This is a genomic window from Patescibacteria group bacterium (genome assembly GCA_024238995.1).
Taxonomy (GTDB): Bacteria; Patescibacteriota; Minisyncoccia; order Minisyncoccales; family JANBVM01; genus JANBVL01.
This window is the reverse complement of record JANBVL010000003.1, coordinates 1-26,112: the sequence shown is the minus strand read 5'-3', so window position 1 is coordinate 26,112 and position 26,112 is coordinate 1. Positions and strand designations below refer to the sequence as shown.

Sequence of the window (26,112 nt, the reverse complement as noted above, 5' to 3'; positions counted from 1 at the left end):
GGTTTATAGTAAAAGTTCTGTTTCTTTTTCTTTTGATTGGAGTTTCCATAAGTAGGAGTAAAGGCCTGCTTTTTTAATTAATTCATGATGAGTTCCTGATTCAACGATTCTCCCTTGTTCTAAAACAATAATTTTATCAGCGCGCCTTATTGTTGAAAAACGATGAGCAATTATTAAAATTGTTCTGTTCCGAGCTATTTTCCACAAAGCGTCTTGAATCAAACGTTCTGATTCAGAATCAAGATTACTGGTTGCTTCATCGAAAATAATAATTTTCGGATTAATTAAAAGCATTCTGGCAATTGCCAATCGTTGTTTTTGACCACCTGATAATTTAATTCCTCTTTCACCAACCATTGTTTCATAACCTAAGGACAAACTGCCGATAAAACGGTCAAGATTGGCCATTTTTACAACTTGTTTGATGTCATCTTTTTTTGCCGTTGGATTGCCATAACTGATATTAAAACCAATTGTATTATTAAAAAGAATTGGTTCCTGGGGCACAACACCAATGAAGCTTCTGAGCTGTGATTTGGTTAGGTCGCGTATATTAATTCCATCAATTAATATTTTTCCCTTATTAACATCGTAAAATCTCAAAAGCATTCTAATTATGGTTGTTTTCCCTACACCAGAACGGCCTACAAAAGCAACTGATTCTCCAGGTTTAATGTGCAGATTAATATCACACAGCAGATCTTTTTCATTATCTGGATAACTAAAACTGACATTATTAAATTGAATTTCTCCATTTATTTCTTTAACTTTAACAGGTTTTACTGGATCTTTGATTAATATATTTTCATCTAGAACAGAAAAGTAACGTTCAATATCAGCATAATTTTGAGCAATATCTCTTAAGCGATGAAGCAGGTCAAAGAATCTAAAATAAAAAGCAGTAGTAAAGCTAATAACTAGAACTAAATCACCAATAGTGATTTCAGCATTGACCAGCTTGTTAATAACAATATAAAAAATAGCGAATATTCCGATATTGGACAAAGTTCCAATAGATATCTCCATTAAACGAAAACTGTTTGCATATTCCCAGAGTTTTTTAAGCCAATTTTTAAATTGTTTTTTTAATCTGTTTTCTTCTCTTTTTTCTTGGGCAAAGAATTTAACTGTTTCGTAATTAATCATGTTATCAGCAATAATGCCCGAGATATTATCTTCAGACTTCAAAAAAGCCTTTCTTTTTTTAATATTGAATTTAATTAAAAACCAGCTAATTAAACCATTGATTATAAATATCACTACCATTAAAAGGGAAATTAAAGGCGTGATTCTATTAAAGAAAAATATTACTATAATCAAACTTATTATTGTCTGGGCAATGCTAAAATGCAGGTTATTGAAAATATGATGAAATGCAGAATCTCCTCTTTTGAAAGCACTAATTAAAGAACCAGTGCTTTTATTAACATGAAAAGCAAAATCTAAGTCTTGAATGCGCTTGAACACGCGTATTCTAACATCTCTGCTTGCTGGAAGAATTATTTTATCTCCTAGATAGCGGCTTAGAGTTTGCAGCCAGTTACCAACAAGCCTTACACCAACAAACAGCATTATAATTTTTAGCAGCAGTTGATAATCATAAGAAGGAATTGCATCAATCAAGGCCTTATAAACAAGCGGTATAAGATTGCTTACAATTGCAGCAGAGGTCATTATAAAAATAAAGATAATGTATCTTTTTTTATAATTAAATATGAATTTGTAAAATGTTTTAAAAATCTTGAGCATAAATTAGAAAAAATGTTTCTTTTAGAAGTTAAACTTATATATTATACAAAAAAATGTAAAAATTACAAAGTTATTTTACAGCAACTTTAAGGTGTTTGACCGTTTTTGGTCAAATTCGTATACTTAAGTAATGGTTAAAAGAAAAAAAACAACAAGAAAAAGGAGAAAATCAAGAATTTATCGTAAAAAAGCTATTTCAAGAAAAGGAAGAGGGCGACCTAGGAAAAGAGGAAGGCCTAAAAAGACAGGAGGGTCTAAAGGAAGAGGGCGACCTAGGAAAAGAGGAAGGCCTAAAAAGACAAAGATTGAAAAAGGTGAAGAGTCAATAAAAAAGATAAAAATCAGATTGATTGGAATTGGCGGCGGTGGTAGTTCTATTGTTTCCGAAATCGCTCAAAGAATTAAAGGAACTACTTTTTATGCAGCAAATTCAGATATTAAAGCTTTAAATTCTTTAGGTAAAAAGGTTAAAAAATGGCAGCTTGGTGAAGCCTTGACTCATGGCTTAGGAACAGGAACAAATTCCATTATGGGTGAGGAAATTGCCAAGCAAGAAAGAGATAAGATTAAGGAAATGTTAGAAGGTCAGGATTTAGTTATTTTAGTTGCTTGTTTAGGAGGAGGATTGGGTTCTGGAGCTGCTCCAATTTTTGCAAGAGTTTCAAAGAACTTGAATAATTTGACTTACGGTATTTTTACTTTGCCCTTTAAATTTGAAGGCGAGAAAAAAATGGATACTGCTAAAAAATCTTTGGAAAAATTGAAAACAGAATTAAATGCTTTTTCTGTTATTCCAAATGAAAGAATTTTCCATATTGTTGATAAAAGTGCGCCGTTAAAAAAAGCCTTATCAGCAATAAACAAGCACTTAACAAACAGCATTCAAGGTTTGATTGAAATAATATATAAAGCTGGGATAATTAATATTGATTTTGCTGATTTAAAAACTATTTTTGATGGCAAAGGAAAACTGACTTATTTAAACTCAATGGAACTTTCAAAAGATGACGATAAAGATGCGCTTGATAAGATAATTAATTATCCAATTTATCCTTATGGTATTGATGGTGCTAAAGGAGTTGTATTTAATATTTCAGGACAGAGTGATCTTTCCCTGCTTCAGGTAAATCACATTTCTGAATCTATTGCTAAATTAGTAAGCAAAGAAGCAAAAATTATCTTTGGAGTTTCTCGTGGAAGTAAATCTTCAAAAATAAAAATAAGTTTATTGGCAACAGGTTGTAACGGAAAAGATATAATTACAAAAATTGAATCAGAAGTTAAACCAAAAGCTCAGCCCAAAATAGTGCAAAAACAAAATATTAAAAAGGTTAAACTAATTAGAAAGAAAAGAAAAATTAAAATTAAAGTTGAGAAGTCAGAAGTTCCTATTTTAGAAAAAACGTCTCAAGCTTCGTTAACGTCAAATAGGGTAAGGAAAAATGCATTGCAAATTAAAAAAGACATAGAAAATGAAGAGGCTGAGATAGTTTCTAAAGAAAAACTTTGGGAAGCACCTGCTTTCCTGAGAAGAAAAGCATCTCAAGACTAATAATTATGTACGATTTAATTATAATTGGCGGAGGGCCAGCTGGCATTACGGCTGGTATTTACGCAGCAAGACAAAAAGTTAAAACACTTCTTGTCACTAAAAACTTTGGAGGGCAGATTACAAAAAAAGCTGTAGCAATAGAGAATTATCCTGGATTTGAAGAAATCACGGGTTTAGATTTGATTAAAAAATTTGAAAATCATTTAAGAAAATTTAAAGACCAGGTTGAGATTAAAATGGAAGAGATAGTGAAAGTCGAAAAACAAGGAGATGTTTTTTTAATTTGTACAAAAGATAATATTAAATTTAAAGCAAAAACTGTTATTATTGCCACAGGAGCTGGTCCAAAAGCTTTAAATATTCCAGGAGAAGAAGAGTTTATTGGAAAGGGAGTTAGTTTTTGCGCTGTTTGCGATGGTGCAATATTTACCAATAAAGATGTAGCTGTGGTTGGAGGAGGGAATTCTGGGTTTGAAACAGCTCTTTTCTTGAGCAATATTGCCAGGAAAATATATATCTTAGAGTATGGCTCTGAGCCAAAAGCTGATCAAGAAAGTCAAGAGATAGTTAAGAAGAATAAAAAAACTGAAATCATTACCAATACTCAATTAAAAGAGATTAAAGGCGGTGAATTTGTTCACTCTTTAGTTTACGAAGACAGAGTTACTAAGCAAGAAAAGACCTTAAAGGTTGAAGGAGTTTTTGTTGAAATAGGGTTGGTCCCAGCAGGTTCAATTGTTAAAGACTTAGTTGATTTTAATGAAAGAAATGAAATTAAAGTTAAACCAGAGAGTTGTGAAACAAAAACACCAGGACTTTTTGCTGCAGGTGATGTTAATGAAGGAAAGTACAAACAAATTGTTGCTAGTTGTGGTGAAGGGGCAAAAACATTTTTAGCTGTTTTTGATTATTTAAAAAAACATAATTAAAAAATATAGAGATCATTCCATCTTTTTCGTCAACATTTTTAAAAAATGTTGTTTTAGTTTAGAATTAAGGTATGAAAAACTCTGAGATTAAAAACATTACGGCAAGAGAAATATTGGATTCCCGCGGCAATCCTACTATTGAGGTTATGCTGGAAACAAAATTAGGGATTTTTTATGCTTCAGTTCCTTCTGGTGCTTCAGTTGGAAAACACGAAGCAATTGAATTTAGAGATGGAGGAAAAAGATATTTTGGGAAAGGGGTGTCAGGGGCAGTTGAAAATGTGAATAAGATTATTGGTCCAAAAATTAAAGGAATGAATGTTACTTCACAAAAGAAAATTGATGATTTAATGATTAAGCTTGACGGAACAAATGATAAATCCAGCTTGGGAGTTAATGCGATTTGCGGAGTTTCTTTAGCAGTATGTAGGGCAGGAGCAGGTTCTAAGAAGTTAAAGCTTTTTAAATATATAAATGAGATTTTAAAAACAACATACGAATTAAAAGTTGAACCAAAATTACCGGATCCTCTATTTAATATTATTAATGGCGGAGCGCATTCCAAGAGCAGCTTAAGTGTTCAGGAATTTATGGTTGCTATAGATAAAGATTCATTTTCTCAAAAACTAGAAACTATTTTTGAAATTTATAATCAGCTTAGAAACTCGCTTTTAAAAAGATTTGGCAAATTAGCGGTTAATATAGGAGATGAAGGCGGTTTTGTTCCTCCTTTTTTAATTACAGAACAAGCATTAGATTTTATTTTTCAAGCAGCAAAAGACCTGAACTATAAAATAAAAATTGTTTTAGATGTCGCTGCTTCCCAATTCTTTGAAGATGGAAAATATAAAATGGGCGCAGGAGTTTTCACAAGACAAGGGTTTTTAAGATATTATTCAGATTTAATTTCAAAATATCAGATTTTAGGATTAGAAGATCCTTTTTCTGAAGATGATTGGCAGGGATTTCAAGATATTAATAAAAAGTTCGGAAAAAATATTTTAATAATTGGCGATGATTTATTAGTGACAAATCTTGAAAGAATGAAAACAGCAAAGCAGAAAAATGCTGTCAATTCTACGGTAATAAAAATAAATCAGATCGGAACAGTTTCAGAAGCTTTAGAAGCAGTAAAATTAGCAAAGCAATACAAGTGGAAAACAGTTGTTTCTCATAGGTCAGGAGAAACCAACGATGATTTTATTTCTGATTTCGCTACTGGTGTTAGTGCAGATTTTATTAAAGCTGGTGCTCCGGCGAGAGGAGAAAGAATAGCAAAATACAATAGATTATTAAAAATTGAGCAGGAGCTAGAGAAATGAAAACTGTATTAATTATTCTTGATGGCTTATCAGATAAGCCTATTAAAAAATTTAACAATAAAACCCCTTTAGAATCAGCAAAAACTCCAAATCTAGATTATTTAGCTAGTAATGGTGTGTGCGGTCTTATTGAGCCGTTTTATTTTCCCTGGCAAAAATATCCTCGTTCAGACACTGCTCACTTAGCTTTATTTGGTTATGACCCCAAAACTTATTACTTAGGTAGGGGTGTTTATGAAGCAATTGGAGAGAATATAAAAATGAAGAAAGGAGATGTAGCTTTAAGGGCAAACTTTGCCACGGTAGATAAAAACCTAAAGATTCTTGATAGAAGGGCAGGTAGAATTAACAATACTGGTGCTTTGATTAAAGCGATCTCTGGGATAAAGATTAAAGGAATTAAATTCTCAGTAGCTGAATCTTTGGGCCACAGAGCAGTTTTAGTTTTAAAAGGAAAGGGGTTATCTTCGAATATTGGTGGTGGTGATACTGATAAGAATATTGGGATAAAGGCTAAAAATATTATTGCTTTAAATAAATCTAAAAAAGCAAAATTTACAGCAGAAGTTTTAAATGAATTTTTAAAACAAGCTCATGATATTTTAAAAAATCATCCTTTGAATAAAAAAAGAAAGAAACAAGGACTTCTACCTGCTAATTATCTTTTAGTAAGGGGAGCAGGAGAGTTTAGGAAGACACCTAGTTTTTATGAAAAACACAAGCTTAAAGCAGGCTGTATCGCAGCAGGTCATGTTTACAAGGGCATAGCAAAGATTTTAGGCATGGATTTGATTAATGTACAAAGAACAACAGGTGACGTTGATACAAATCTTTTTGGAAAAATTTCTAGCATCAAGAAAAACATTAAAAAATACGATTTTATTTTTTGTCATATAAAAACAGCAGATATTTTGTCAGAAAATGGAGATTGTTTTGGTAAAATGAAATTTATCGAAAGAATTGACAAAAGCATTAAGTCTTTGTTAAATATTAAAGATATAAGAATTGTCATAACAGCAGACCATTCAACTTGTTGTGAAACTAAAAAGCACTGCACTGAATTGATTCCTGTTTTAATTTACAAACATCAGGAATCTAAAAAGAGAAAAATTAAATTTTCAGAAAAAAGTTGCAAAAATGGAAAACTTAAAAAATTCAAACAAATCAAATTAATGAGTAAAATTTTAAAAAAATAAGCTATGGATCAAAATCTAGTAAGAGAAATTCAAAAAAGAACAAAACAAGTATCAGTTTCAAGCGGGAGATCAAACAAACTAGGGAGAATTAGTTTTGATGACCTTGTTTTTGTTCCTGCTCAGTTAAATAAAAGACCCGTTGATTATTACAGAGAAACAATAACTACTGAAAGTGTTGTTGGAAAAAATAGCAAAAAACCAGTTACAATTCAAACGCCAATTGTTTTTGGTGCCATGAGTTTTGGTTCTTTAAGTAAAGAAGCAAAGATTGTATTAGCAAAAGCCTCGAAATTAGCAGGGACAATAGCAAATACTGGAGAAGGAGGAATGTTAAATGAAGAAAGAGAATTTGCAGGTAATTTAACAATTCAATATTCAACAGGAAGATTTGGGATTAGTGAGGAAATATTAAAAAAAGCAGATGTAATAGAAGTTAAAATCGGACAAGGAGCAAAAGGGGGAATGGGAGGCTTGCTTCCTGCTGATAAAGTGACAGAAGAAGTTGCAAGAGTTAGGAAAATAGAAATGGGAAAGGATATTCATTCGCCAGCATATCATCAGGATATAAAAGATATAAAAGAATTAAAGCAAAGAATTGAAAAACTAAGAAAAATCACAGGAGGAGTTCCAATTATAATAAAAATTGCAGCAGGAGATATTGAGAAAGATTTGCCTTTAGCAGTTCAAACTAATTCTGATATTATTGCGATTGATGGAATGGAAGGAGGAACAGGGGCAGCGCCTACCACTGTTTTAAATGATATGGGCATTCCAACTTTAGCCGCATTAGTCAAAGCAAGAGAAGTTTTAGATAAAATAAATGCAAAACAAGAGCTTTGGATTGGAGGGGGATTAAACAAGCCAGCAGATTTTGCCAAAGCATTAGCGCTGGGGGCTGACAAAGTGTTTTGTGGAAGTGCCTTGCTTATTGCTATGGGTTGTATTCAGTGCGGGCTATGTTATCTTGGTAAATGCCCTAAAGGAATAGCCACTCAAGATAAAGAATTGAGAAGAAAACTTGATGTGGATCAAGCTGCTTCAAATGTTGCTAATTTTATTAAAAACTCTACTGAAGAAATTAAAATGGTTGCTGGTGCTTGTGGAGAAAATAATATTTTTAATTTAAATAAAGGTCATCTAAGAGCTTTAAGCTTAGAAATATCTAAAATATCTAAAGTTAAGTTTATAGGTGAATAATATGGCTGATTATAAAGTAAACAAAGAAAAATGTATTAGTTGTGGTGCTTGTATCTCAGTTTGCCCTAAAGGAGCAGAGTGGGATACAGATGGGAAGTCCATGATTAAAGACTCAGATGAAGTAGAAAAATGCGGAGGGGAATCTATCTGCCCTTACGAAGCAATTGAGAAACAAGAATAGTTAAATATTGACATATAGTTTTATTTCACGATATACTTAAAACCGACCAATAATGTCGGTTTTATAGTTTTATTGAATATGAGAATTTCCAAAAAAACACAATATGGATTAAGAGCAATGGCTTTTTTGGCAGATGTCTTTAAAAAAGACAAGGTTTTTTCATTAAGAGAGATTTCAAAAGAAGAAGGTATTTCTTTTGATTATTTAGAGAAAATAATTTCAAAACTGGAAAAGAACAAGCTTGTTAAATCAAAAAGAGGTATTAAAGGAGGATATTGTTTGGCTCGTAATCCTAGAAAAATTAAAGTAGGTGAGATTATTAAGATATTAGAAGGAACAATAGCTCCTGTTCAGTGTCTTGTTGTTGAAAAAGAAAATAAATACAAGTGTCCTAGGAAAAAGGTTTGTAGAACTGTTTCTGTTTGGCAAAAAGTTCAGGATTCTTTAAATTCTACTTTAAATTCAATAACATTAGCTGATTTAATTAAATAATAATTTTAAAAATTATGGTAAAAAATAAACGAGTTTATTTAGATTATGGGGCAACTACCCCAACTGATTCAAAAGTTATAAAAGCAATGATGCCTTATTTTGATAAAAAGTTTGGCAATACAATGTCTCTTCATAGCTTTGGCCAAGAGGCAAAGTTAGCTTTAGAAGAGTCAAGAGCAAGCATTGCCAGTTTGATTGGCGCTAAGTCCAATGAAATAATTTTCACCAGCTCTGCTACTGAAAGTAATAATTTAGCTTTAAAGGGCATTGCTTTTGCAAATAAAGCTAAAAGAAATCATATCATTATTTCTTCAGTTGAACATCCTTGTATTATTGAAGCCAGTAATTGGCTTGAGAAAAATGGGTTTGAAATAAGCAGGTTAAAGGCTGATAAGCATGGCATGGTTGATTTAAAAGAAATAGAAAACTTGATTAAAAAAGAAACAATTTTAGTTTCAGTAATGCATGCTAATAATGAAATAGGAACAATTCAGCCGATTGAAGAAATTGGAAAACTTTGCAAAATCAAAGATGTATATTTTCATACTGATGCGACTCAGGCTTTTGGGAAAATACCTATTGACGTTGATAAAATGAATATTGACCTGTTAAGCGCAAGTGCTCATAAATTATATGGCCCTAAAGGGGTTGGTTTGTTATTTGTAAGAGAGGGGACAAAGATAGATCCTTTACTTCATGGCGGTGGTCATGAAGCAGGTTTAAGGAGTGCAACTGTTAATGTCAGTGGTATTGTTGGTTTCGCAAAAGCAGTTGAGCTTTGCAAAAAGGAAATGAAAAAAGAATCAAAAAGACAGATAATTTTAAGAGAAAAATTGATTAATGGAGTATTAAAAAATATTAAAGATGTAAAACTTAATGGTCATTCAAAAAAAAGACTGCCTAATAATATTAATCTTTCTTTTTCATTTGTTGAGGGCGAATCACTTTTAATTCAGCTTGATATGCTGGGGGTGGCTGTGTCAACCGGTTCAGCTTGCTCTTCTGACAAACTTTTGCCAAGCCATGTTTTAACTGCAATAAAATTAAAGCCTTATCAGATTCATGGATCTATGAGATTCACTCTGGGCAGATGGACAAAGAAGAGCGATATTGATTATGTTTTAAAGGTCTTGCCAGGCGTTGTTAATAAATTAAGAGAAATTTCTCCTTATAAGGTAAGAAAATGAGTCAAAATAAAATATATACAAAAAAAGTAATGGAGCATTTTAAAAACCCGCATAACTTGGGAAATATTAAAAATCCAGATGGAATAGGCAAGGTCGGAAATCTGGTCTGCGGAGATGTGATGCATATATATATTAAAGTTGGAGAGAATAAAAAGAAAGAAAAGATTATTAAAGACATTAAGTTTGAGACATTTGGTTGTGTGGCAGCTTTAGCTACAAGCAGTGTTGTTACTGATTTGGCAAAAGGAAAAACTTTAAACAAAGCTCTTGAACTTAAAAAAGATGATATTGTTAAGTCTTTAGGAGGTTTGCCTCAAATAAAAATACATTGTTCTTTTTTGGCAATTGATGCTTTGTCTGAAGCGATTTATGATTACCTTACAAAGAATAAAAAAAGCATACCTAAAAAGCTTGAAAAAAATCATGAAATCATTAAAAAGGAATTAGAAGTTATTGAGGAAAGGTATAAAGATTTATTGAAAAAGAAATGAAACAAAAACCAGCGTTAAGAGTTGTATCTGCCATGTCAGGCGGAGTTGATTCATCAGTTGCCACAGCTTTGTTAAAAGAAGCTAGTTTTGATGTAATTGGTGTTTTTATGAAATTCTGGGCAGGAGATGATTTAAACAAACAGTACAATAGGTGCTGCTCTAAAGAATCAGAAAAAAGAGCAAGAAAAGTGGCAAGCATTTTAAAGATTCCTTTTTATGTCATTGATTTTAAAAAAGAATTTAAAAGTAAAATAGTTGATCCTTTTTTAGTTGATTGCGGAAAAAACCTAACTCCTAATCCCTGTGTTGTTTGTAATAAAAAGATTAAGTTTGGACTGCTTTTGAAAAAAGCGAAAAGCTTGGGTGCTGATTTTATTGCTACTGGCCATTATGCTCGGATTAAAAAAGAAAGCGGTGAACTAGCCCTAATAAAGGCAAAAGATAAGAAAAAAGACCAATCTTACTTTTTATGGAAATTAAGCCAAAATCAGTTAAAACACATTTTATTTCCAGTTGGTGGTTACTTAAAAAATGAAGTTAGGAAAATGGCTAAAGATTTTAAGCTTCCTGTTTCTGACCTGCCAGATTCCCAGGAAGTTTGCTTTATTGATAAAACAACCAATGAGTTTTTAAGAAAATATCTTAAAATTAAACCAGGGAAAATTGTTGATAAAAATAGTAAAGTTTTAGGAGAACATCAGGGGCTATGGTTTTATACAATTGGCCAGAGAAAAGGAATTAAGCTTTCTGGCGGGCCATATTATGTTGTTGATAAAGATAAAAAGAAAAACAGGTTAATTATTAGTAAAAACAAAAAAGATTTGTATGAAAAAGAACTAAGTTTGAAAAATGTAAGCTGGATTTCTTCTAAAAAACCCAACCTGCCTTTAAAAGTAAAAGTTAAGATAAGATACGGGCATAAATCAGTGGAGGCTGTTATTTCTAAAATAAAAACAAAATATGTGTTAAAGTTTAAAAAGCCACAAATTGCGATTACTCCTGGCCAATCAGCAGTGCTTTACGATAAAAACAAGTTAGTTGGTGGGGGAGTAATTGTTTAAATACAATGTATATAGTTTGTCATTATCACGAAATAGGATTAAAAGGGAAAAATAGAAAGTTTTTTGAAGAAAAATTAGTTGAAAACATTAAAAAATCTTTACCAAAAGATAGTTTTGAGTTTGTAAAAAGAATCTCAGGAAGAATAATTGTGAAATTAACTGATACAGGCTTAAAGCAAAAAGACAAGATTAAAAAATCTTTGAAAAATGTTTTTGGAATGGTGTTTTTTATTTTCGCTTGTAATGTTAAACCAGAAATCAAAATCATTAATAAAAAAGCTCTTGAAATTTTAGAGCAAGAAAAATTTAAAACTTTTAGGATTCGAACTCAAAGATCTGACAAGGATTTTCCTCTAAAATCTCCGAAAGTCAGTGAAACTGTTGGTGCTTTTATTGTTAAGAATTTAAAAAAGAAAGTTAAGCTGGAGAATCCAGACATAACTTTATTTATTGAAATAACCAGGAATCATGCATTTTTATACACAGAGAAAATTAGTGCTTATGGTGGCTTACCTGTTGGTGTTGGGAACAAGGCAGTAGTTTTGTTATCAGGAGGGATTGATTCGCCTGTTGCTGGCTTTTTGACAATGAAAAGAGGGGTAAAAGCTATTTTTGTTCATTTCCATGCCCGTCCTTATACAGATGAAGCTTCAATCGACAAGGTTAAAAGAATTGTTAAAATTCTTAATAAGTTTCAATTCAATTCAAAACTTTATTTAATACCTTTTGCTGATGTTCAAAAACAGATTCTTTTAAAAGTATCAGCTAGGCTTCGTGTCATTTTTTACCGCAGATTAATGATGAAAATTGCTGAAGTTGTTGCGAAAAAAGAAAAAGCTTTGGCGCTTGTTACTGGTGATAGTATCGGTCAAGTTGCTTCCCAGACTTTAGAAAATATATTTGTGATTTCAGAAGCAGTGAATATGCCCATTCTAAGACCTTTGATTGGATTTGATAAGGAAGAAATAATTGATTTAGCAAAGAAAATTGACACCTTTGATGTTTCAATTCTTCCTCATCAAGACTGCTGCGCCAGGTTTTTACCAGCCCGCGTTGAGACAAAAGCTGATTTAAAACAGGTAAAATCAGAAGAAAAAAAGCTTGATGTTGAAGAATTGATTGAGAAAGCTCTTGAATCGACGAAGCTTTTAACAATTTTAAAATAAGATATAATTAATGAAATACTATTAATAATTTTCAAAGGTTGATTTAATAATTTAATTAATAAATAAATATGCAATTAAAAGATAAAATAGCAATTGTTACAGGAGCAAGAAGAGGAATGGGAAGAACTCATGCCTTGGCTTTGGCAAAAGAAGGCGCTAAAGTAGTTGTTTCTGACATATCATTAGAAGATTGTCAGAAAGTGGCTGATGAAATTAAATCTTCAGGAGGTCAGGCAGTAGCAGTGAAATGTGATGTTATAAGCAAAAAGGAAATTGATGGAATGGTGAAAAAGACTTTAGATGAGTTTGGCAAAATAGATATTTTAGTAAATAATGCTGGGATTTTACAATTCAAGCCGTTTTTAGAATTAACTGAACAGGATTGGGATAAAACGATGGCAGTTAATTTAAGAGGATATTTTTTATGTGCTCAGGCTTGTGCAAAAGAAATGGCAAAACAAAAATCAGGCTCAATTATTAATATTAGCTCTATTGCCATGGGTCAGGTTGGAGTTGGTTATGCTCAAATTGTTCATTATTGCGCTTCAAAAGGAGGCATTACTGCAATGACAGAAGCAATGTCTTTGGAACTGACACCATTGAATATTAGAGTTAATGCTATTGCACCAGGAGCAATAGATACTCCAATGGTAGATGCGATAAAACAAGACCCAAAGACTCTAGAACAGTCTTTAGCCAGGATCCCAATGCACAGAATGGGAAAGCCAGAAGAAGTTTCAAATGCAGTTGTGTTTTTAGCTTCTGACAAGTCTTCTTATATGACGGGCTCTATAATAGTTGTTGATGGCGGGTATTTAGCAATGTAATAGTTTAATGTTTAACAAAGATACAACTTTATTTAAGATTTTAAAAAATCCTGATAATGAAAAAATTCTAGTAAAATATAATTTGCCTTGTTTAACTTGCCCTTTAGCAGATATGGAAATGGAGGAATTAAAAATAGGGGATATTTGCAAAATGTATGGGATTGATGCTGATAAACTGCTTGCTGCCTTAAACAAAAATTCCAAGAAAAAATAACTTATATGGATAGTTTGTAAAGCCGTTATGGTTATAGTAAGATATATTTTACAAAGAATTAAAGGTGTGATAATTTAAATTATATATTAAAACAATAAAAGAATTCATGAACCAAAATCTCAAAGACTTATCAATTTTCTTGATCCCAATTATTATACTTTCAGTTTTAGGAGTATTTTTATATCTAAATCAGGATGTATTTAATCAAAAACATTTGTCTCCAGAAGAGATAAGCGAAAAAGCATTAAGCTTTGTTAATACAAATATATTGCCCGAAGGTATTACTGCGTCTTTGATTGACATTACTGAAGAAGGTGATGTTTATAAGATTCGCTTGGATGTCCAAGGAACTGAATATCAGTCTTATGTCAGCAAAGATGGAAAATACTTATTCCCTGATGGTTATGAGTTGGACTTTAATGCTGGAGATGAAGGACAAATCCAGCAGGAGACCTCAAAACGAGAAATGCCAGATGTTAAACTTTTTGTAATGAGTTATTGTCCTTATGGTCTTCAGACCCAGAAAGCGTTTTTACCAGTTTATGATTTATTAAAAAATAAAGCAGAAATGGGTGTTTATTTTGTAGATTATATAATGCATGGCAAAAAGGAAATAGACGAGAACTTGACTCAGTACTGCATTCAGAAAGACCAAAGAGAAAAGTATAGTGAGTATTTATCATGTTTTGTAAAAGATGATGATTCTCAAACTTGTCTTTCAGAAGCAGGAATTAATGAGGATAGTCTTTTGAGCTGTATTGATACTATAGATGAGGAATTTAGTATTTATTCTCAGTATCAGGACGAAGATACTTGGATTGATGGACAGTTTCCTAAGTTTGATCTACACAGCGCCTTGAATCAGTCTTATGGGGTGCAAGGATCACCCACAATTATTGTAAATGATCAAATTGTCAGTTTAAGTTCACGTTCACCAGAAGCATTTAAGCAGGTTGTTTGTAATGCGTTTTCCCAGATACCAGAAGAGTGCTCTCAGATTCTTTCCAGCACAGTTTATTCTTCTGGATTTGGTTTAGAAGTAGGCGGCACTTCTAATGGTCAAAGCTGTAGTTTATAATAATTAAAAAATTAGAAGCATAAAATGTCTAAAACAAGGGTTTTTTCCACTAAAGTTTGTCCTTATTGTATTGTTTTAAAGCAGTTTTTAAATGATAATAAAATTGAGTTTGAAGATTTAGATGTTTCTGAAAATGAAGAAGCAAGAAAAGAAATGGTTGAGAAAACAAAACAAATGGGAGTACCTGTAATAGAAATTGGTGGCCAGTTTGTAATTGGATTTGATAAGAAAAAAATCTCAGAACTTTTAGGAATTAAAGAGTAATTTTTTTTAAAACATTTATGATTAAAGTTGCTATCAATGGCTTAGGAAGAATTGGCAGAGCTGTTTTTAAAAAGATTTTAGAAAACCGTTCTGATTTAGAGTTGGTGGCTGTAAATGATTTAACTGACGCCAAGACTTTAGCTCATCTTTTAAGATATGATAGTATTTACGGGATTTATAAAAAAACAATTAAAGCAGTTGATCATTCTATTTTAGTTGATGGAACAAATAAAGGAATGAAGATAAAGGTTCTTAATGAAAAAGATCCTTCTAAGTTTCCTTGGAAAGAATTAGGCATTGACGTTGTTTTAGAGTGCACTGGTGTTTTTAGGGATTATGACGGCGCTAAAAAACACTTAAAAGCTGGCGCCAAAAAGGTTGTTATCTCAGCTTCATCAAAAGACAAAGAAAAAATACCTTGTTTTGTTTTGGGCGTCAATGAAGAAAAATATGATTCTAAAAAACATGATATTGTTGACATGGCATCTTGTACTACCAATTGCTTGGCTCCAATTGTTAAGGTTTTAAATGATAATTTTAAGATTATTAAGGGATTTATGACTACAATCCATTCATATACAACAAGCCAGAGAATTTTAGACTTTCCTCATAAGGATTTAAGAAGGGCAAGGGCAGCAGCTTTAAACATTGTTCCAACAACAACCGGAGCAAGTGAGGCAATAGGCTATGTTATCCCAGAGATTAATGGAAAACTTGATGGTTTGGCTTTCAGGATTCCAGTGCCAATTGTTTCTTTGTTGGATTTAGTTTGTGAGGTTGAGAAAAAAACAACTTCTCAAGACGTGAATTATATTTTTAAAAAAGCATCTCAAAATATAAAATTTAAGGGGATTTTAGGAGTTGAAGACGCTCCTTTAGTTTCAACAGACTATATTGGCAATTCTTTTTCAGCAATTATTGATTCGCCTTTGACAAAAGTAAAAGATAATTTAGTTAAAATTACTGCCTGGTATGATAATGAATATGGTTATGCCTGCAGGTTGGCTGAATTTGCTGAGTTTATTGGAAAGAAATTATAATAATATTAATATTAAGCGTATGGATGAACAGAAACTAAAAATAATTTTGGAGGAGCAGAGAAAACAATATGAAAATTATTTTGGAGTTGTTGCTGAACGATTAGAATCTCAAAATAAACTGATAGCAGAATCTGTTTTAGGCGTTCAAGAGCAATTAGTTGTTTTACGCAATATAGTTGCTAAAAACTCCGAAAGTATGAAAAACTTACACGTGATGGTGGCTAAGAATGCTGAGAATATTGAAATTATTAAATCAGATGTTCAATTTATAAAACAAGGACTTAAGCGAAAAGTGGATCAAGATGAGTTTGAAAATCTAGAAAAAAGAGTGATATTTTTAGAAAAGAAAATAAGTTAATTTTAATCTGGTAATTTTAAAATCGTGCAAAGCGCGGTTTTTTGGTAGAATAAATGTATATGATTAAAAAAGGCAAGCTGTATTATCCTGGCAAGACTTTTAAAGAAAAGGCCTGGATTAATGATGAGTCTATTTATGAAAAAGCTAATAAAGATCCAGTTAAATTCTGGGAGGATTTAGCAAAAGAAATCCACTGGTTTAAAAAGCCTAAAAAAACATTTTCTCACTACCCGCCATATTTCAAATGGTTTGAAAAAGGAAAGCTTAATATCACTTATAATGCTTTGGATGAAAACCTTGAAGAAAGGAAGAACAAGGTTGCTTTGATTTGGGAACCAGAACCAATAAAAGAGAAAACAAGGTTTTTAACTTATTACGAGCTGTATAAAGAAGTTAATAAGTGCGCTAATGCTTTGAAGAGGTTAGGAGTTGAAAAAGGAGATAGGGTTGGAATATATCTTCCAATGATTCCTGAGGTTGTAATTGCGATGCTGGCATGTGCGAGAATTGGAGCAGTTCATGCTGTGGTATTCTCTGCTTTTTCTTCAACTGCCTTAAATATTAGATTATTAGACACTGAAGCCAAGGTTTTAATAACATCAGATGGGTATTTTAGAAAAGGAAAAGCCATTGATTTAAAGAAAAATGCTGACAAGGCTTTAAAAGGAAGCAAGGTTAAAAAAGTTATTGTTGTTAAGCGTGCCAATAATAAAGTGATAATGAAAAAAAACAGGGATTTGTGGTGGCATGAATTGATTGAAAATGAAAAAGATGAATGCGAGCCGGAAAAAATGAACAGTGAAGATACCCAGTTCATACTTTATACTTCAGGCTCAACTGGCCGTCCTAAAGGCTGTATCCATGTTTGCGGTGGCTATACAGTGCAAGCCTATTTTACAGGTAAGTGGATTTTTGATTTGCATGATAAAGATATTTTCTGGTCAACAGCTGATGTTGGCTGGATAACAGGCCATACTTATACTGTTTATTCGCCCTTGTTAAACGGCGCTACTTTTTTAATGTTTGAAGGTGCGCCTAACTGGCCAGAACCTGATAGATGGGCAGACATTATTGAAGAGCATGGAGTAACAATATTTTATACTGCCCCAACTGCTATAAGGATGTTTAAAAAACAGTGTGATAAGCTTTCCAGAACTAAATTTAAAACCTTGAGATTATTAGGTTCAGTGGGTGAGCCAATTGATGAACATTCCTGGAATTGGTTTTTTAGAAATGTTGGGAGGGAAAAGTGTCCTTTAGTTGATACCTGGTGGCAGACAGAAACAGGAGGAATTTTAATTACATCTTTGCCTGGAATCGGTCCTTTTAAACCAGCCTACACAGGACTTCCTTTCCCAGGATTTAGATTTGATATTTTAGACGATAAAGGAAAACCCGTTAAAGTAAATCAGAAAGGAAATTTAGTTCTTCTGTCTCCTTTTGCTCCAAGCCTATTGAGAATGGTTTATAAAAATCCCAAAAAATACAAAAAGACTTATTGGAATGATTATGGGGACAAGATATATTTTACCTCAGATGCAGCCTACAGGGATAAAAATGGGTTAATCAGGATTGTTGGAAGAGTTGATGACGTAATTAAAGTGGCTGGCCACAGAGTTACGACAGGAGAGCTTGAAAATGTCCTTTCAAAACATGCTTATGTTGCAGAGTGCGCTATTGTTGGCATACCTGATAAAATAAAAGGAGAAGTGCCAGTCGCATTCATTGTTCCTAAAAGCAAGGTTCCTGCATTAAAATTAGAAAAAGAGTTAATTTTAGAAATCAGGGAAAAGATTGGGCCGATTGCTCTGCCTAAAAAGATTTATTTAGTTGATGACTTGCCCAAGACAAGATCAGGCAAAATAATGAGAAGGATTTTGAAAAGATTATTTACAAAAGAACCATTAGGCGATCTTTCAACCTTAGCTAACCCAGAAAGCGTAAAGCAGATTAAACAAACCATTAAAGAATAATTATGAGTCCAAAATCAAAAAAATATATTGTTTGGTTTAAAGATATTTCAAAGAATCAAGGCAAACTGGTTGGGGGTAAAAATGCATCTTTGGGCGAGATGTTTTCTAAATTAACAAAAAAAGGAATTAATATTCCAAATGGTTTTGCTACAACCTCAAGTGCTTATCGATATTTTTTGAAAAGCAATGTTGTTGATAAAGAATTAAAAAAGATTTTTCAAAGTTTTAATCCCAAGAGCATAGCCAGTTTGAAAAAAACAGGAAAATCAGCTAGAGAATTGATTTTAAAAGGTAAGTTTCCTCAAGACTTGCAAAAAGAAATTATTAGAAATTACAAAAAATTATCAGAGAAATACGATGATGCTCAAACTGATGTTGCAGTTCGTTCATCAGCTACTGCTGAAGATTTAAAAACAGCTAGTTTTGCTGGCCAGATGGAAACTTATTTAAATATTAAAGGTGAGAAACAGCTCTTAAGAGCCATTAAAAAATCCATGGCTTCTTTGTTTACTGACAGGGGCATTTCTTACAGGGAGGAGAAAGGATTTGACCATTTGAAGATAGCAATCTCAATTGGAGTTCAGAAAATGGTAAGGTCTGACTTGGGTTCGTCTGGCGTAATGTTTACTATTGATACTGAAAGCGGGTTTAAGGATGTTGTTTTAATTAATTCTATTTTTGGGATAGGAGAACTAATTGTTAAGGGAAAAATAACTCCTGATGAGTTTTATGTTTTCAAGCCTACTTTTGAAAAAGGCTACAAGTCAATAATTGTCAAAGACCTGGGAAGAAAAACTAAAAAGTATGTTTACAATGAAAAAGGGGGATTAAAAGAAAAAACTGTTGACAAAAAACAGCAGCAGGAATTCTCTTTAAGTGAAAAAGAAATCTTAACTTTAACTGATTGGGCTTTAAAAATTGAAAAGCACTATGATTTTCCCCAGGATATTGAATGGGCAAAGGACGGCAAATCAAACAAGTTATTTATTGTTCAGTCCAGGCCAGAAACAGTTCATAGTCCCCAAGCTAAAAACATTTATGAAGAATATGAGATTAAGATTAATAAAAAGCCTGTTTTAACAGGTATTGGTATTGGTGATAAGGTTGGTCAAGGTAAAGTAAGAGTTATTTCTGATGTGGCTAAAATAAATCAATTTAAAAAAGGTGAAGTATTGGTAACAAAAATGACTGATCCTGATTGGGTGCCAATAATGAGATTAGCGTCAGCAATTATTACTGATGAAGGAGGGAAAACGGCTCACGCTGCTATTATTTCAAGAGAATTAGGTATTCCCTGCATTGTTGGAACAAAAAAAGCAACCAAGATTTTAAAAACAGGACAAAATATTACTGTTGACTGTACAAAAGCAAGAGTTTTTGAAGGAATAGTCCCTTTTAAAGTTAAAAGATATAATTTAAAAAAGATTCCTAAGTTGCCAGTTAGTATTAGTTTGAATCTAGGGGTGCCTGAAATTGCTTTTAAAAAATCATTTTTGCCCGTTGACGGAGTGGGTTTGGCAAGGCAGGAATTCATAATTGCTGAGAAGATAAGGATCCATCCTTTGGCCCTTTATCACTTTAATAACTTAAAAGATAAGAAATTAAAATCCCAAATTCAAGAATTAACTATTGGTTACAAAGACAAAAAACAATATTTTATTGATGAATTGGCTGAAGGCATTTCTCAAATTGCAGCTGCATTTTATCCTAAAGACGTAATTGTCAGGCTTTCTGACTTTAAAACAAATGAATACGCAAGCTTAATTGGAGGTCATTTATTTGAACCAAAAGAATCAAATCCAATGCTGGGCTGGAGAGGTGCTTCCCGTTATTATGACAAGGACTTTGAACCAGCTTTTAAAATGGAGTGCTTAGCAATTAAAAAAGCCCGGGAGGTGTTTGGACTTAAGAATATTTGGGTGATGATTCCATTTTGCAGGACAGTTGAAGAAGGAAAAAAAGTTTTAGATTTGATGGCTAAGAATAGTCTTAAAAAAGGAAAAGATGGATTAAAAATAATTGTGATGTGCGAGATTCCTTCAAATGTAATTTTAGCTGATGAGTTTTTAAAGATTTTTGACGGCATGAGCATTGGTACAAATGATTTAACCCAGCTGGTTCTAGGCATGGACAGGGACAGTGCTAAAATAGCTCATATTGACGACGAGAGGAATGAAGCAGTTTTAAAAATGATTTCAGAAACAATAAAAGTCTGCAGGAAGAATAAAAAGTATATTGGGATTTGCGGTGAGGCGCCAAGTTATTTTACAGACTTCGCAAATTTTTTAATGAAAGAAAAAATTGGAACAATATCTTTAAATCCTGACAGTGTCATTAAAACAATAATTAGTTTATCTAAAAAACAAAAATAATCATGTTTGATGTTGTAACTTTTGGCTCAGCTACATTAGACGTTTTTGTCAGCTATAAAAAGATAGGCATTTCTTTAAAAAACAAAAGAAAAGGGATATTCTTGCCATTGGGTGAAAAGCTTGAAGGCGAGAATATGTTTTTTTACTCTGGAGGCGGAGGCACTAATTCAGCTGCTACATTTGGCAGTCAGGGGTTTAAAACTGCTTTTTGCGGGATGATAGGCAATGATTTTGCAGGAAAAGTTGTTTTAGAAGACTTAAGCAGGTTTAATGTTGACAGAAGATTTGTTTTTAAAACAAACAAAGAATCAACGGGAATGTCAGTGATTTTCAGCGGCAGCAAAGGAAAGGTGATCTTACCTTACAGAGGAGCGTCAAGGTTGTTGTCTGCCAGAGACGTTCCCCTTAAAGAGTTAAAAGCAAAATGGTTTTATTTAGCTCCCTTGTCAGGAAAATTAGTTAAAGATTATTTAAAAATTATTGATTTTGCTAAAAAAAATAAGATTAAAACTGCTTTGAATCCGAGCAAATATCAATTGAGATCTTCTGAAATTAAAAAAGCGCTAGAAAAAGTAGATGTTTTGATTCTTAATCAAGAAGAAGCAGGTTTTCTTACCAAGACTTCTTTTAAAAAAGAAAAAATTGTTTTTAAAAAGCTTGATAAATTAGTAGATGGAATCTGCATTATGACAAAAGGAAAACAGGGAGCAACAGTTTCTGATGGAAGATTCCTGTACACTGTTCCTGCTTTGAAAGTAAAACTTGTTGACGCAACTGGAGCAGGAGATTCATTTGGTTCTGGTTTTATTGTTGAGTATATTAATAGCAGTGACATTGCTTTAGCAATTCAGTTTGCCATGGCAAATTCAACTGCCAATATTGAAGAATGGGGAGCTAAAGATGGGATTTTGAAAAAAGGCCAGAAGTGGAAAAAGGTTAAAGTGAAAATACAAAAACTATGAAATTAAAAGAATATCTTTTAAAAGCACAAAAAGAGAAATGGGCAATAGGGCAATTTAATTTTTCAACTTTAGAGCAGTTAAAAGCAATAGTTGGAGCTTGTGAAAAACTGAATTCACCAGCAATAATAGGGACATCAGAAGGAGAAAGTGGCTTTGTTGGTTTAGAACAAGCAGTTGCTCTTGTAGGTTCTTATAGAAAGAATAAAAATCTTGCTATTTTTTTAAATCTTGACCACGGAAGATCATTCGATTATATTAAGAAAGCAATAGATACGGGTTATGATGCAGTGCACTTTGATGGTTCAAAACTGGATTTTGAAAAAAACATTGATATTTTAAGAAAGATTCAAGATTATAGCCAGAAGAAAAATATTTTAATTGAAGGAGAGTTTAATCCTACCTTAGGAGCTTCAAGAATGCTTGAGAAAGCGCCAGAAACAAAACAGGGGTTAACAGATCCAGGCCAGGCGTTAGAGTTTACAAAACAAGCTAAAATTGATAGTTTAGCAATTAGTATTGGCAGTTTTCATGGCATTGAATCTTCCGGGAAAAGTCCAATGATTGATTTTGATCGGTTGAAAAAAATAAAGGAAAGAATGAAAGAATTTCTTGTGCTCCATGGCGGTTCAGGCGTGTCTGACCAAGACACTAAACAGGTTATATCTCAAGGCATTGTTAAAATAAACATAAATACTGAGTTGAGGTTAGCTTATAGGGATACTTTAAAACAGGTTTTAGAAAACAGACCACAAGAAACCACACCATATAAATTAATGCCAGAAGTTGTTAGCGCAGTTCAAAAAATTGTTGAAAATAAAATAAAGCTTTTTGGTTCTGACAACAAAACATGATTAGTTTAAAAGCAAAAAAAAGAAAACAAAAGGATTTAAAAGGGCTTAGGGCAAAAGAAAAAGTGCCCGCTGTTTTATATGGCTCTAATGTTAAGAATACTAATTTAGAAGTTGATTTAAAAGAATTTAATAAAGTTTACAAAGAAGCAGGGGAGAGTTCGTTGATTTCTCTTGAAGTAAAAGATGAAAAGGAAAAGTTTTTGGTTTTAATACGTGATATTCAATTTAATGTTATTACTGACAATCCTATTCATATTGATTTTTATCAACCTAACTTAAAAGAAGAAGTTGAGATAATGATTCCTTTGATTTTTGAAGGCGAAGCGCCAGTAATTAAAAGCTTAGGAGGCACTTTGGTTAAAAATATTTCTGAGATTGAAGTAAAAGCGTTTCCTCAAGACCTTCCAAAAGAAATTAAAATTGATATTTCAAAATTAAAAACTTTTGACGATAATATTTTAGTTAAAGATTTGCAAATTCTTTCTGGCATTAAGATTTTAAAAGATCCTGATGAAATTATAGTTACAGTTTCCGCGCCTGAAAAAGTTGAAGAAGAGCTTGAAAAGCCAATTGAAGAAAAAGAAACAGAAGTCATTAGTAAAGAAAGGGAATCAGAAGAGAAAGGAGTAAAAGAAGAAGAAAAACCTGTTTCTGCAGAAGTTTTAACAGGTCAAGAAAAAAAGAAAGAAAAAAAATAGCACGACACAATCTTTGTTTATAAAAATGGGCAGTAATAAACTTATTAAAATTATTTTAAGCGTTGTTTTATTAGCAGGCTTTATTTTGCCTGTTTTTAATTATTTTGATTGGCAGGCTTTGGCACAAACTTCCCAGCAAGAGAGAGAGGCGCTAGAGCAGGAATTAAAACAGCTTGAAGAACAGCTTTCAAATATTGAAAATGATATTGAAAAAACTGAAAAAGAAAAGAAAACTCTTCAAACTGAAATTTATCTTTTGAAAAGAAGAATCCAGAGTTTAAATGTTCAAATTCAGCAATCTAATACAATGATTAAGGATTTGGGATACCAAATTGAAGATACAGAAGGATCTATTGAAACCACGATTTTTAAAGTGGAAGAATCAAAAGACTATCTTTCAGCAATTTTAAGAAGTATTCATCAGGAGGATAAAAAATCTTTAATTGAGATTTTTCTTTCAGAAAATGATTTATCTGATTTTTTTGAGAATATGATAGCTTTGGAAACTTTAAATGGAAAAAGCCGTGAACTCTTAGCTGATATTAAAAATCTTAAATTAAGCCTTGAAGATCAAAAAGAATCATTAGATGAAGAAAAAATAGATTTAGAAACAATAGTTAAAGTGAGGTTACTGCAAAGACAGGAAAGCAGTGTTTTGAAAAATCAACAAGAAGGATATTTAGAGCTGACTGAAGAACAATACCAAGTACAGCTTCAAGAAAAGCAGGAAACAGAGAAAAAAGCTAATGAAATCAGAGCAAGAATATTTGAACTTATTGGTGTTCCTAAAGCTCCTACTTTTGGAGAAGCTTATGAGATTGCAAAGTATGTGACAAGTATTACTGGAATAAGGCCAGCACTGGTTTTGGCTGTATTAACTCAAGAATCCAATATTGGCAAGAATGTTGGCCAATGTTATTTAACTGACACTACAACTGGCAGGGGGAAAAGAATTACTACTGGAAAAATAGAATTGAAAACAATGAATCCAACCCGTGATTTGCCTTATTTCCTTGAAATCACCAGAAAATTAGGCAGAGATCCTTTGAGCACTCCAGTTTCCTGTCCAATGAGTATTGGTTGGGGAGGAGCAATGGGGCCAGCCCAGTTTATTCCTGATACTTGGGGAAATCCAAGATATGGTTATGGTGAAAAAGTAAAACAAGTTACTGGCAGGGAAGCCAATCCATGGGATATTAGGGATGCATTTTTAGCTTCTGGTATTTATTTAAAAGATTTAGGAGCCAAAACAAATGAATTTAAAGCTGTAATGAGATATTTTTCTGGTTATAGATGGTCAAAATGGGAAGAGTTCTATGGGAGATCAGTTTTAGCTATTGCTGATCGTTATGAGGAAGACATTAAAGAGCTTGGGAATTAAAGTTTAGATTCAAACTTATTTAGAGTTTTAACTACTTTGTCTAATTTGCCATTCATAATATCAGTTAGATTGTGCCAGCTTTTTTTTATTCTGTGGTCAGTCAGTCTGTCTTGAGGGAAATTATATGTTCTTATCTTATCAACTCTTCTTGCCCATTTGATTTGGGCTCTTCTTTCTTTTGTTAATTTTTCAATATTTTTTAATTCTTCTTGCTCTAAAAGCTTTACTTGAAGTATTGCCATTGCGTTTTCTTTGTTCTGAAGCTGATTCCTTCCTGCTTGAGAAGTTACAATAAGTCCAGTAGGCAAATGAGTGATTCTTACTGCAGTTTCTCGTTTATTAACATATTGGCCTCCTGGCCCAGAAGCCCTGTAATAATCAATTTTTAATTGGTCTGATCTGATTATGCTTGCTTGGGCTTTTTCTGGTTTCGGAAATACTGCGACAGAAGCTGTGGAAGTATGGATCCTTCCTGATTTTTCAGTTTGAGGTATTCTTTGAACTCTATGAACTCCTCCTTCGTATTTTATTTTTGAAAAAACATCGCCATTTTTCAATTCAAAAATAATTTGCTTTAAACCGCCAAGATCGGTTGAATGAGTATCTAGGGTTTTTTGTTTCCAATCTTGATACTGGGCATAGCGGGAATACATTTTAAATAAATCAGCAGCAAAAAGAGCTGCTTCTTTTCCTCCAGCTCCAGCTCTGATTTCAATAATAACTGATGCCATGTCACTTTTTTTTCTTTTTCAGCTGTTCTTTTTTAGCCAATTTTTCCTTGAATTTTTGAACCTGTCCCATTGCATCTAATATTTTTTCTTTTCCAGTATAAAAAGGATGGCATTGTGAACAAATTTCAGTTTCAATGAATTCTTGAGTTGAGCCAATAGTAAAGCTATTGCCGCAAGCACATTTTGCTCTGGCTTTGCTATGATATTTTGGATGGATTTCTTTTTTCATAGTCTTTATTTTAGCAAAAATATTCTAAAAATCAAATGAAAACTGAACAAATGCTTTGTTAAACCAATTATACGTTTCATTATGGATATCTTTTAAATAATGTATAAATGTACAAGTTTTGAAAAAAGAGAAAAATATATCGAAAGACAGGCAATATCATATGTTTTTTTTAATATTGAATATGTTAAAATGAATACATTAATCAAATACTAAACAAAATTAGCAAAGGTTTTTGATTAAATAAAGAATCTAATTAAAAACTCAAGACTAATTAAAAAAAACATATGAATAAAAAAAACACACTACCACTTATACTAAGTGTTTTAATCTTATCATTATTAACTGTTTATTGGATTTCAGCCTGGACTGAACCATCAACAGCTCCACCAACAAGCAATATCTCAACTCTCATAGATACCAGCACTACTGCTCAAACTAAATCAGGAGAATTAACTGTGTCAGTATTAAAGACTAGTCAAGGCGCAGGTAGTGGTGTGATCATCTACTCAGGAGGAGATTTAGAGATTAAAACTCCTGACAATTCAGGAGGAGCTTTGTTCTATGTTGATACTAATGAAGAATTAGTAGTTAGATCCAAACTTAAAGTAGAA

Annotated in this window: 27 protein-coding genes; 24 read left to right on the top strand and 3 right to left on the bottom strand. The window is 32.4% G+C overall.

The window, feature by feature from the left end:
* Positions 1 to 3: 3 nt before the first annotated feature.
* On the bottom strand, positions 4 to 1,674 hold the full coding sequence (locus KJI70_01600; protein MCP6718229.1) for an ABC transporter ATP-binding protein/permease: 1,671 nt from the start codon (positions 1,672 to 1,674) through the stop codon (positions 4 to 6).
* A gap of 205 nt (positions 1,675 to 1,879) precedes the next feature.
* Here KJI70_01600 and KJI70_01595 point away from each other — a divergent pair, with 205 nt between their 5' ends.
* The 23 genes from KJI70_01595 to KJI70_01485 all read left to right on the top strand — a co-directional run bounded on the left by KJI70_01595 (position 1,880) and on the right by KJI70_01485 (position 24,541).
* Positions 1,880 to 3,301, top strand: a complete 1,422-nt coding sequence (locus KJI70_01595) for a cell division FtsZ family protein (protein ID MCP6718228.1) — start codon at positions 1,880 to 1,882, stop codon at positions 3,299 to 3,301.
* A gap of 5 nt (positions 3,302 to 3,306) precedes the next feature.
* Complete coding sequence (locus KJI70_01590) at positions 3,307 to 4,230, top strand: FAD-dependent oxidoreductase (protein MCP6718227.1); 924 nt, start codon at positions 3,307 to 3,309, stop codon at positions 4,228 to 4,230.
* 71 nt (positions 4,231 to 4,301) lie between these two features.
* Positions 4,302 to 5,552 (top strand): phosphopyruvate hydratase, encoded by a 1,251-nt coding sequence (gene eno / locus KJI70_01585; GenBank protein MCP6718226.1) that lies wholly within the window; start codon positions 4,302 to 4,304, stop codon positions 5,550 to 5,552.
* The gene (apgM, locus tag KJI70_01580; protein ID MCP6718225.1) at positions 5,549 to 6,748 is read left to right on the top strand and encodes a 2,3-bisphosphoglycerate-independent phosphoglycerate mutase; all 1,200 of its coding nucleotides are present in this window, start codon (positions 5,549 to 5,551) and stop codon (positions 6,746 to 6,748) included. Before eno ends, apgM begins: the two co-directional genes overlap by 4 nt.
* A 3-nt stretch (positions 6,749 to 6,751) precedes the next feature.
* Complete coding sequence (locus tag KJI70_01575) at positions 6,752 to 7,945, top strand: FMN-binding glutamate synthase family protein (protein MCP6718224.1); 1,194 nt, start codon at positions 6,752 to 6,754, stop codon at positions 7,943 to 7,945.
* 1 nt (position 7,946) lies between these two features.
* Complete coding sequence (locus KJI70_01570; protein MCP6718223.1) at positions 7,947 to 8,126, top strand: 4Fe-4S binding protein; 180 nt, start codon at positions 7,947 to 7,949, stop codon at positions 8,124 to 8,126.
* 78 nt (positions 8,127 to 8,204) lie between these two features.
* Positions 8,205 to 8,618 (top strand): Rrf2 family transcriptional regulator, encoded by a 414-nt coding sequence (locus tag KJI70_01565; protein ID MCP6718222.1) that lies wholly within the window; start codon positions 8,205 to 8,207, stop codon positions 8,616 to 8,618.
* Between the two features lie 14 nt (positions 8,619 to 8,632).
* On the top strand, positions 8,633 to 9,805 hold the full coding sequence (nifS, locus tag KJI70_01560; GenBank protein ID MCP6718221.1) for a cysteine desulfurase NifS: 1,173 nt from the start codon (positions 8,633 to 8,635) through the stop codon (positions 9,803 to 9,805).
* 11 nt (positions 9,806 to 9,816) lie between these two features.
* Positions 9,817 to 10,296, top strand: a complete 480-nt coding sequence (locus KJI70_01555) for an iron-sulfur cluster assembly scaffold protein (protein ID MCP6718220.1) — start codon at positions 9,817 to 9,819, stop codon at positions 10,294 to 10,296.
* Positions 10,293 to 11,357 (top strand): tRNA 2-thiouridine(34) synthase MnmA, encoded by a 1,065-nt coding sequence (gene mnmA / locus KJI70_01550; protein ID MCP6718219.1) that lies wholly within the window; start codon positions 10,293 to 10,295, stop codon positions 11,355 to 11,357. The genes KJI70_01555 and mnmA overlap by 4 nt, the downstream gene beginning before the upstream one ends.
* A 5-nt stretch (positions 11,358 to 11,362) precedes the next feature.
* A complete protein-coding gene (thiI, locus tag KJI70_01545; GenBank protein ID MCP6718218.1) occupies positions 11,363 to 12,523 on the top strand; it encodes a tRNA 4-thiouridine(8) synthase ThiI in 1,161 nt (386 codons plus the stop codon).
* Positions 12,524 to 12,591: 68 nt separating this feature from the next.
* On the top strand, positions 12,592 to 13,350 hold the full coding sequence (locus tag KJI70_01540; GenBank protein MCP6718217.1) for an SDR family oxidoreductase: 759 nt from the start codon (positions 12,592 to 12,594) through the stop codon (positions 13,348 to 13,350).
* Between the two features lie 7 nt (positions 13,351 to 13,357).
* On the top strand, positions 13,358 to 13,564 hold the full coding sequence (locus KJI70_01535) for a DUF1858 domain-containing protein (GenBank protein ID MCP6718216.1): 207 nt from the start codon (positions 13,358 to 13,360) through the stop codon (positions 13,562 to 13,564).
* Positions 13,565 to 13,670: 106 nt separating this feature from the next.
* Complete coding sequence (locus tag KJI70_01530; GenBank protein ID MCP6718215.1) at positions 13,671 to 14,642, top strand: hypothetical protein; 972 nt, start codon at positions 13,671 to 13,673, stop codon at positions 14,640 to 14,642.
* A 24-nt stretch (positions 14,643 to 14,666) separates the two neighbouring features.
* Entirely contained in the window at positions 14,667 to 14,906 is a 240-nt protein-coding gene (locus tag KJI70_01525) for an NrdH-redoxin (GenBank protein ID MCP6718214.1), read from the top strand.
* A 17-nt stretch (positions 14,907 to 14,923) separates the two neighbouring features.
* A complete protein-coding gene (gene gap / locus KJI70_01520; protein MCP6718213.1) occupies positions 14,924 to 15,946 on the top strand; it encodes a type I glyceraldehyde-3-phosphate dehydrogenase in 1,023 nt (340 codons plus the stop codon).
* Complete coding sequence (locus KJI70_01515; GenBank protein MCP6718212.1) at positions 15,891 to 16,304, top strand: hypothetical protein; 414 nt, start codon at positions 15,891 to 15,893, stop codon at positions 16,302 to 16,304. The genes gap and KJI70_01515 overlap by 56 nt, the downstream gene beginning before the upstream one ends.
* 59 nt (positions 16,305 to 16,363) lie before the next feature.
* A complete protein-coding gene (gene acs / locus KJI70_01510) occupies positions 16,364 to 18,277 on the top strand; it encodes an acetate--CoA ligase (GenBank protein ID MCP6718211.1) in 1,914 nt (637 codons plus the stop codon).
* 2 nt (positions 18,278 to 18,279) lie between these two features.
* Positions 18,280 to 20,649 (top strand): phosphoenolpyruvate synthase, encoded by a 2,370-nt coding sequence (gene ppsA, locus KJI70_01505; protein ID MCP6718210.1) that lies wholly within the window; start codon positions 18,280 to 18,282, stop codon positions 20,647 to 20,649.
* A 2-nt stretch (positions 20,650 to 20,651) separates the two neighbouring features.
* Entirely contained in the window at positions 20,652 to 21,611 is a 960-nt protein-coding gene (locus tag KJI70_01500) for a carbohydrate kinase family protein (protein MCP6718209.1), read from the top strand.
* Complete coding sequence (locus KJI70_01495; GenBank protein MCP6718208.1) at positions 21,608 to 22,462, top strand: class II fructose-bisphosphate aldolase; 855 nt, start codon at positions 21,608 to 21,610, stop codon at positions 22,460 to 22,462. Before KJI70_01500 ends, KJI70_01495 begins: the two co-directional genes overlap by 4 nt.
* Positions 22,459 to 23,160 (top strand): 50S ribosomal protein L25, encoded by a 702-nt coding sequence (locus KJI70_01490; GenBank protein ID MCP6718207.1) that lies wholly within the window; start codon positions 22,459 to 22,461, stop codon positions 23,158 to 23,160. Before KJI70_01495 ends, KJI70_01490 begins: the two co-directional genes overlap by 4 nt.
* 25 nt (positions 23,161 to 23,185) lie before the next feature.
* The gene (locus KJI70_01485) at positions 23,186 to 24,541 is read left to right on the top strand and encodes a lytic murein transglycosylase (GenBank protein ID MCP6718206.1); all 1,356 of its coding nucleotides are present in this window, start codon (positions 23,186 to 23,188) and stop codon (positions 24,539 to 24,541) included.
* Here KJI70_01485 and KJI70_01480 read toward each other — a convergent pair.
* Together KJI70_01480 and rpmE are read right to left on the bottom strand one after the other, a co-directional pair.
* Complete coding sequence (locus KJI70_01480) at positions 24,538 to 25,272, bottom strand: PCRF domain-containing protein (protein ID MCP6718205.1); 735 nt, start codon at positions 25,270 to 25,272, stop codon at positions 24,538 to 24,540. The genes KJI70_01485 and KJI70_01480 overlap by 4 nt on opposite strands.
* Position 25,273: 1 nt before the next feature.
* Positions 25,274 to 25,501 carry a 50S ribosomal protein L31 gene (gene rpmE, locus KJI70_01475; protein ID MCP6718204.1) on the bottom strand — a complete coding sequence of 76 codons (228 nt, stop codon included), beginning with the start codon at positions 25,499 to 25,501 and terminating at the stop codon, positions 25,274 to 25,276.
* A 284-nt stretch (positions 25,502 to 25,785) separates the two neighbouring features.
* Here rpmE and KJI70_01470 point away from each other — a divergent pair.
* The coding region (locus KJI70_01470; protein MCP6718203.1) for a hypothetical protein at positions 25,786 to 26,112 on the top strand (327 nt) is incomplete at its 3' end.

Coding starts and splice junctions, on each gene's coding strand:
- KJI70_01600 (MCP6718229.1), bottom strand. CDS start 1,674: ATGACCTCTGCTGCAATTGTAAGCAATCTTATACCGCTTGTTTATAAG.
- KJI70_01595 (MCP6718228.1), top strand. CDS start 1,880: ATGGTTAAAAGAAAAAAAACAACAAGAAAAAGGAGAAAATCAAGAATT.
- KJI70_01590 (MCP6718227.1), top strand. CDS start 3,307: ATGTACGATTTAATTATAATTGGCGGAGGGCCAGCTGGCATTACGGCT.
- eno (MCP6718226.1), top strand. CDS start 4,302: ATGAAAAACTCTGAGATTAAAAACATTACGGCAAGAGAAATATTGGAT.
- apgM (MCP6718225.1), top strand. CDS start 5,549: ATGAAAACTGTATTAATTATTCTTGATGGCTTATCAGATAAGCCTATT.
- KJI70_01575 (MCP6718224.1), top strand. CDS start 6,752: ATGGATCAAAATCTAGTAAGAGAAATTCAAAAAAGAACAAAACAAGTA.
- KJI70_01570 (MCP6718223.1), top strand. CDS start 7,947: ATGGCTGATTATAAAGTAAACAAAGAAAAATGTATTAGTTGTGGTGCT.
- KJI70_01565 (MCP6718222.1), top strand. CDS start 8,205: ATGAGAATTTCCAAAAAAACACAATATGGATTAAGAGCAATGGCTTTT.
- nifS (MCP6718221.1), top strand. CDS start 8,633: ATGGTAAAAAATAAACGAGTTTATTTAGATTATGGGGCAACTACCCCA.
- mnmA (MCP6718219.1), top strand. CDS start 10,293: ATGAAACAAAAACCAGCGTTAAGAGTTGTATCTGCCATGTCAGGCGGA.
- thiI (MCP6718218.1), top strand. CDS start 11,363: ATGTATATAGTTTGTCATTATCACGAAATAGGATTAAAAGGGAAAAAT.
- KJI70_01540 (MCP6718217.1), top strand. CDS start 12,592: ATGCAATTAAAAGATAAAATAGCAATTGTTACAGGAGCAAGAAGAGGA.
- KJI70_01535 (MCP6718216.1), top strand. CDS start 13,358: ATGTTTAACAAAGATACAACTTTATTTAAGATTTTAAAAAATCCTGAT.
- KJI70_01530 (MCP6718215.1), top strand. CDS start 13,671: ATGAACCAAAATCTCAAAGACTTATCAATTTTCTTGATCCCAATTATT.
- KJI70_01525 (MCP6718214.1), top strand. CDS start 14,667: ATGTCTAAAACAAGGGTTTTTTCCACTAAAGTTTGTCCTTATTGTATT.
- gap (MCP6718213.1), top strand. CDS start 14,924: ATGATTAAAGTTGCTATCAATGGCTTAGGAAGAATTGGCAGAGCTGTT.
- KJI70_01515 (MCP6718212.1), top strand. CDS start 15,891: ATGGTTATGCCTGCAGGTTGGCTGAATTTGCTGAGTTTATTGGAAAGA.
- acs (MCP6718211.1), top strand. CDS start 16,364: ATGATTAAAAAAGGCAAGCTGTATTATCCTGGCAAGACTTTTAAAGAA.
- ppsA (MCP6718210.1), top strand. CDS start 18,280: ATGAGTCCAAAATCAAAAAAATATATTGTTTGGTTTAAAGATATTTCA.
- KJI70_01500 (MCP6718209.1), top strand. CDS start 20,652: ATGTTTGATGTTGTAACTTTTGGCTCAGCTACATTAGACGTTTTTGTC.
- KJI70_01495 (MCP6718208.1), top strand. CDS start 21,608: ATGAAATTAAAAGAATATCTTTTAAAAGCACAAAAAGAGAAATGGGCA.
- KJI70_01490 (MCP6718207.1), top strand. CDS start 22,459: ATGATTAGTTTAAAAGCAAAAAAAAGAAAACAAAAGGATTTAAAAGGG.
- KJI70_01485 (MCP6718206.1), top strand. CDS start 23,186: ATGGGCAGTAATAAACTTATTAAAATTATTTTAAGCGTTGTTTTATTA.
- KJI70_01480 (MCP6718205.1), bottom strand. CDS start 25,272: ATGGCATCAGTTATTATTGAAATCAGAGCTGGAGCTGGAGGAAAAGAA.
- rpmE (MCP6718204.1), bottom strand. CDS start 25,501: ATGAAAAAAGAAATCCATCCAAAATATCATAGCAAAGCCAGAGCAAAA.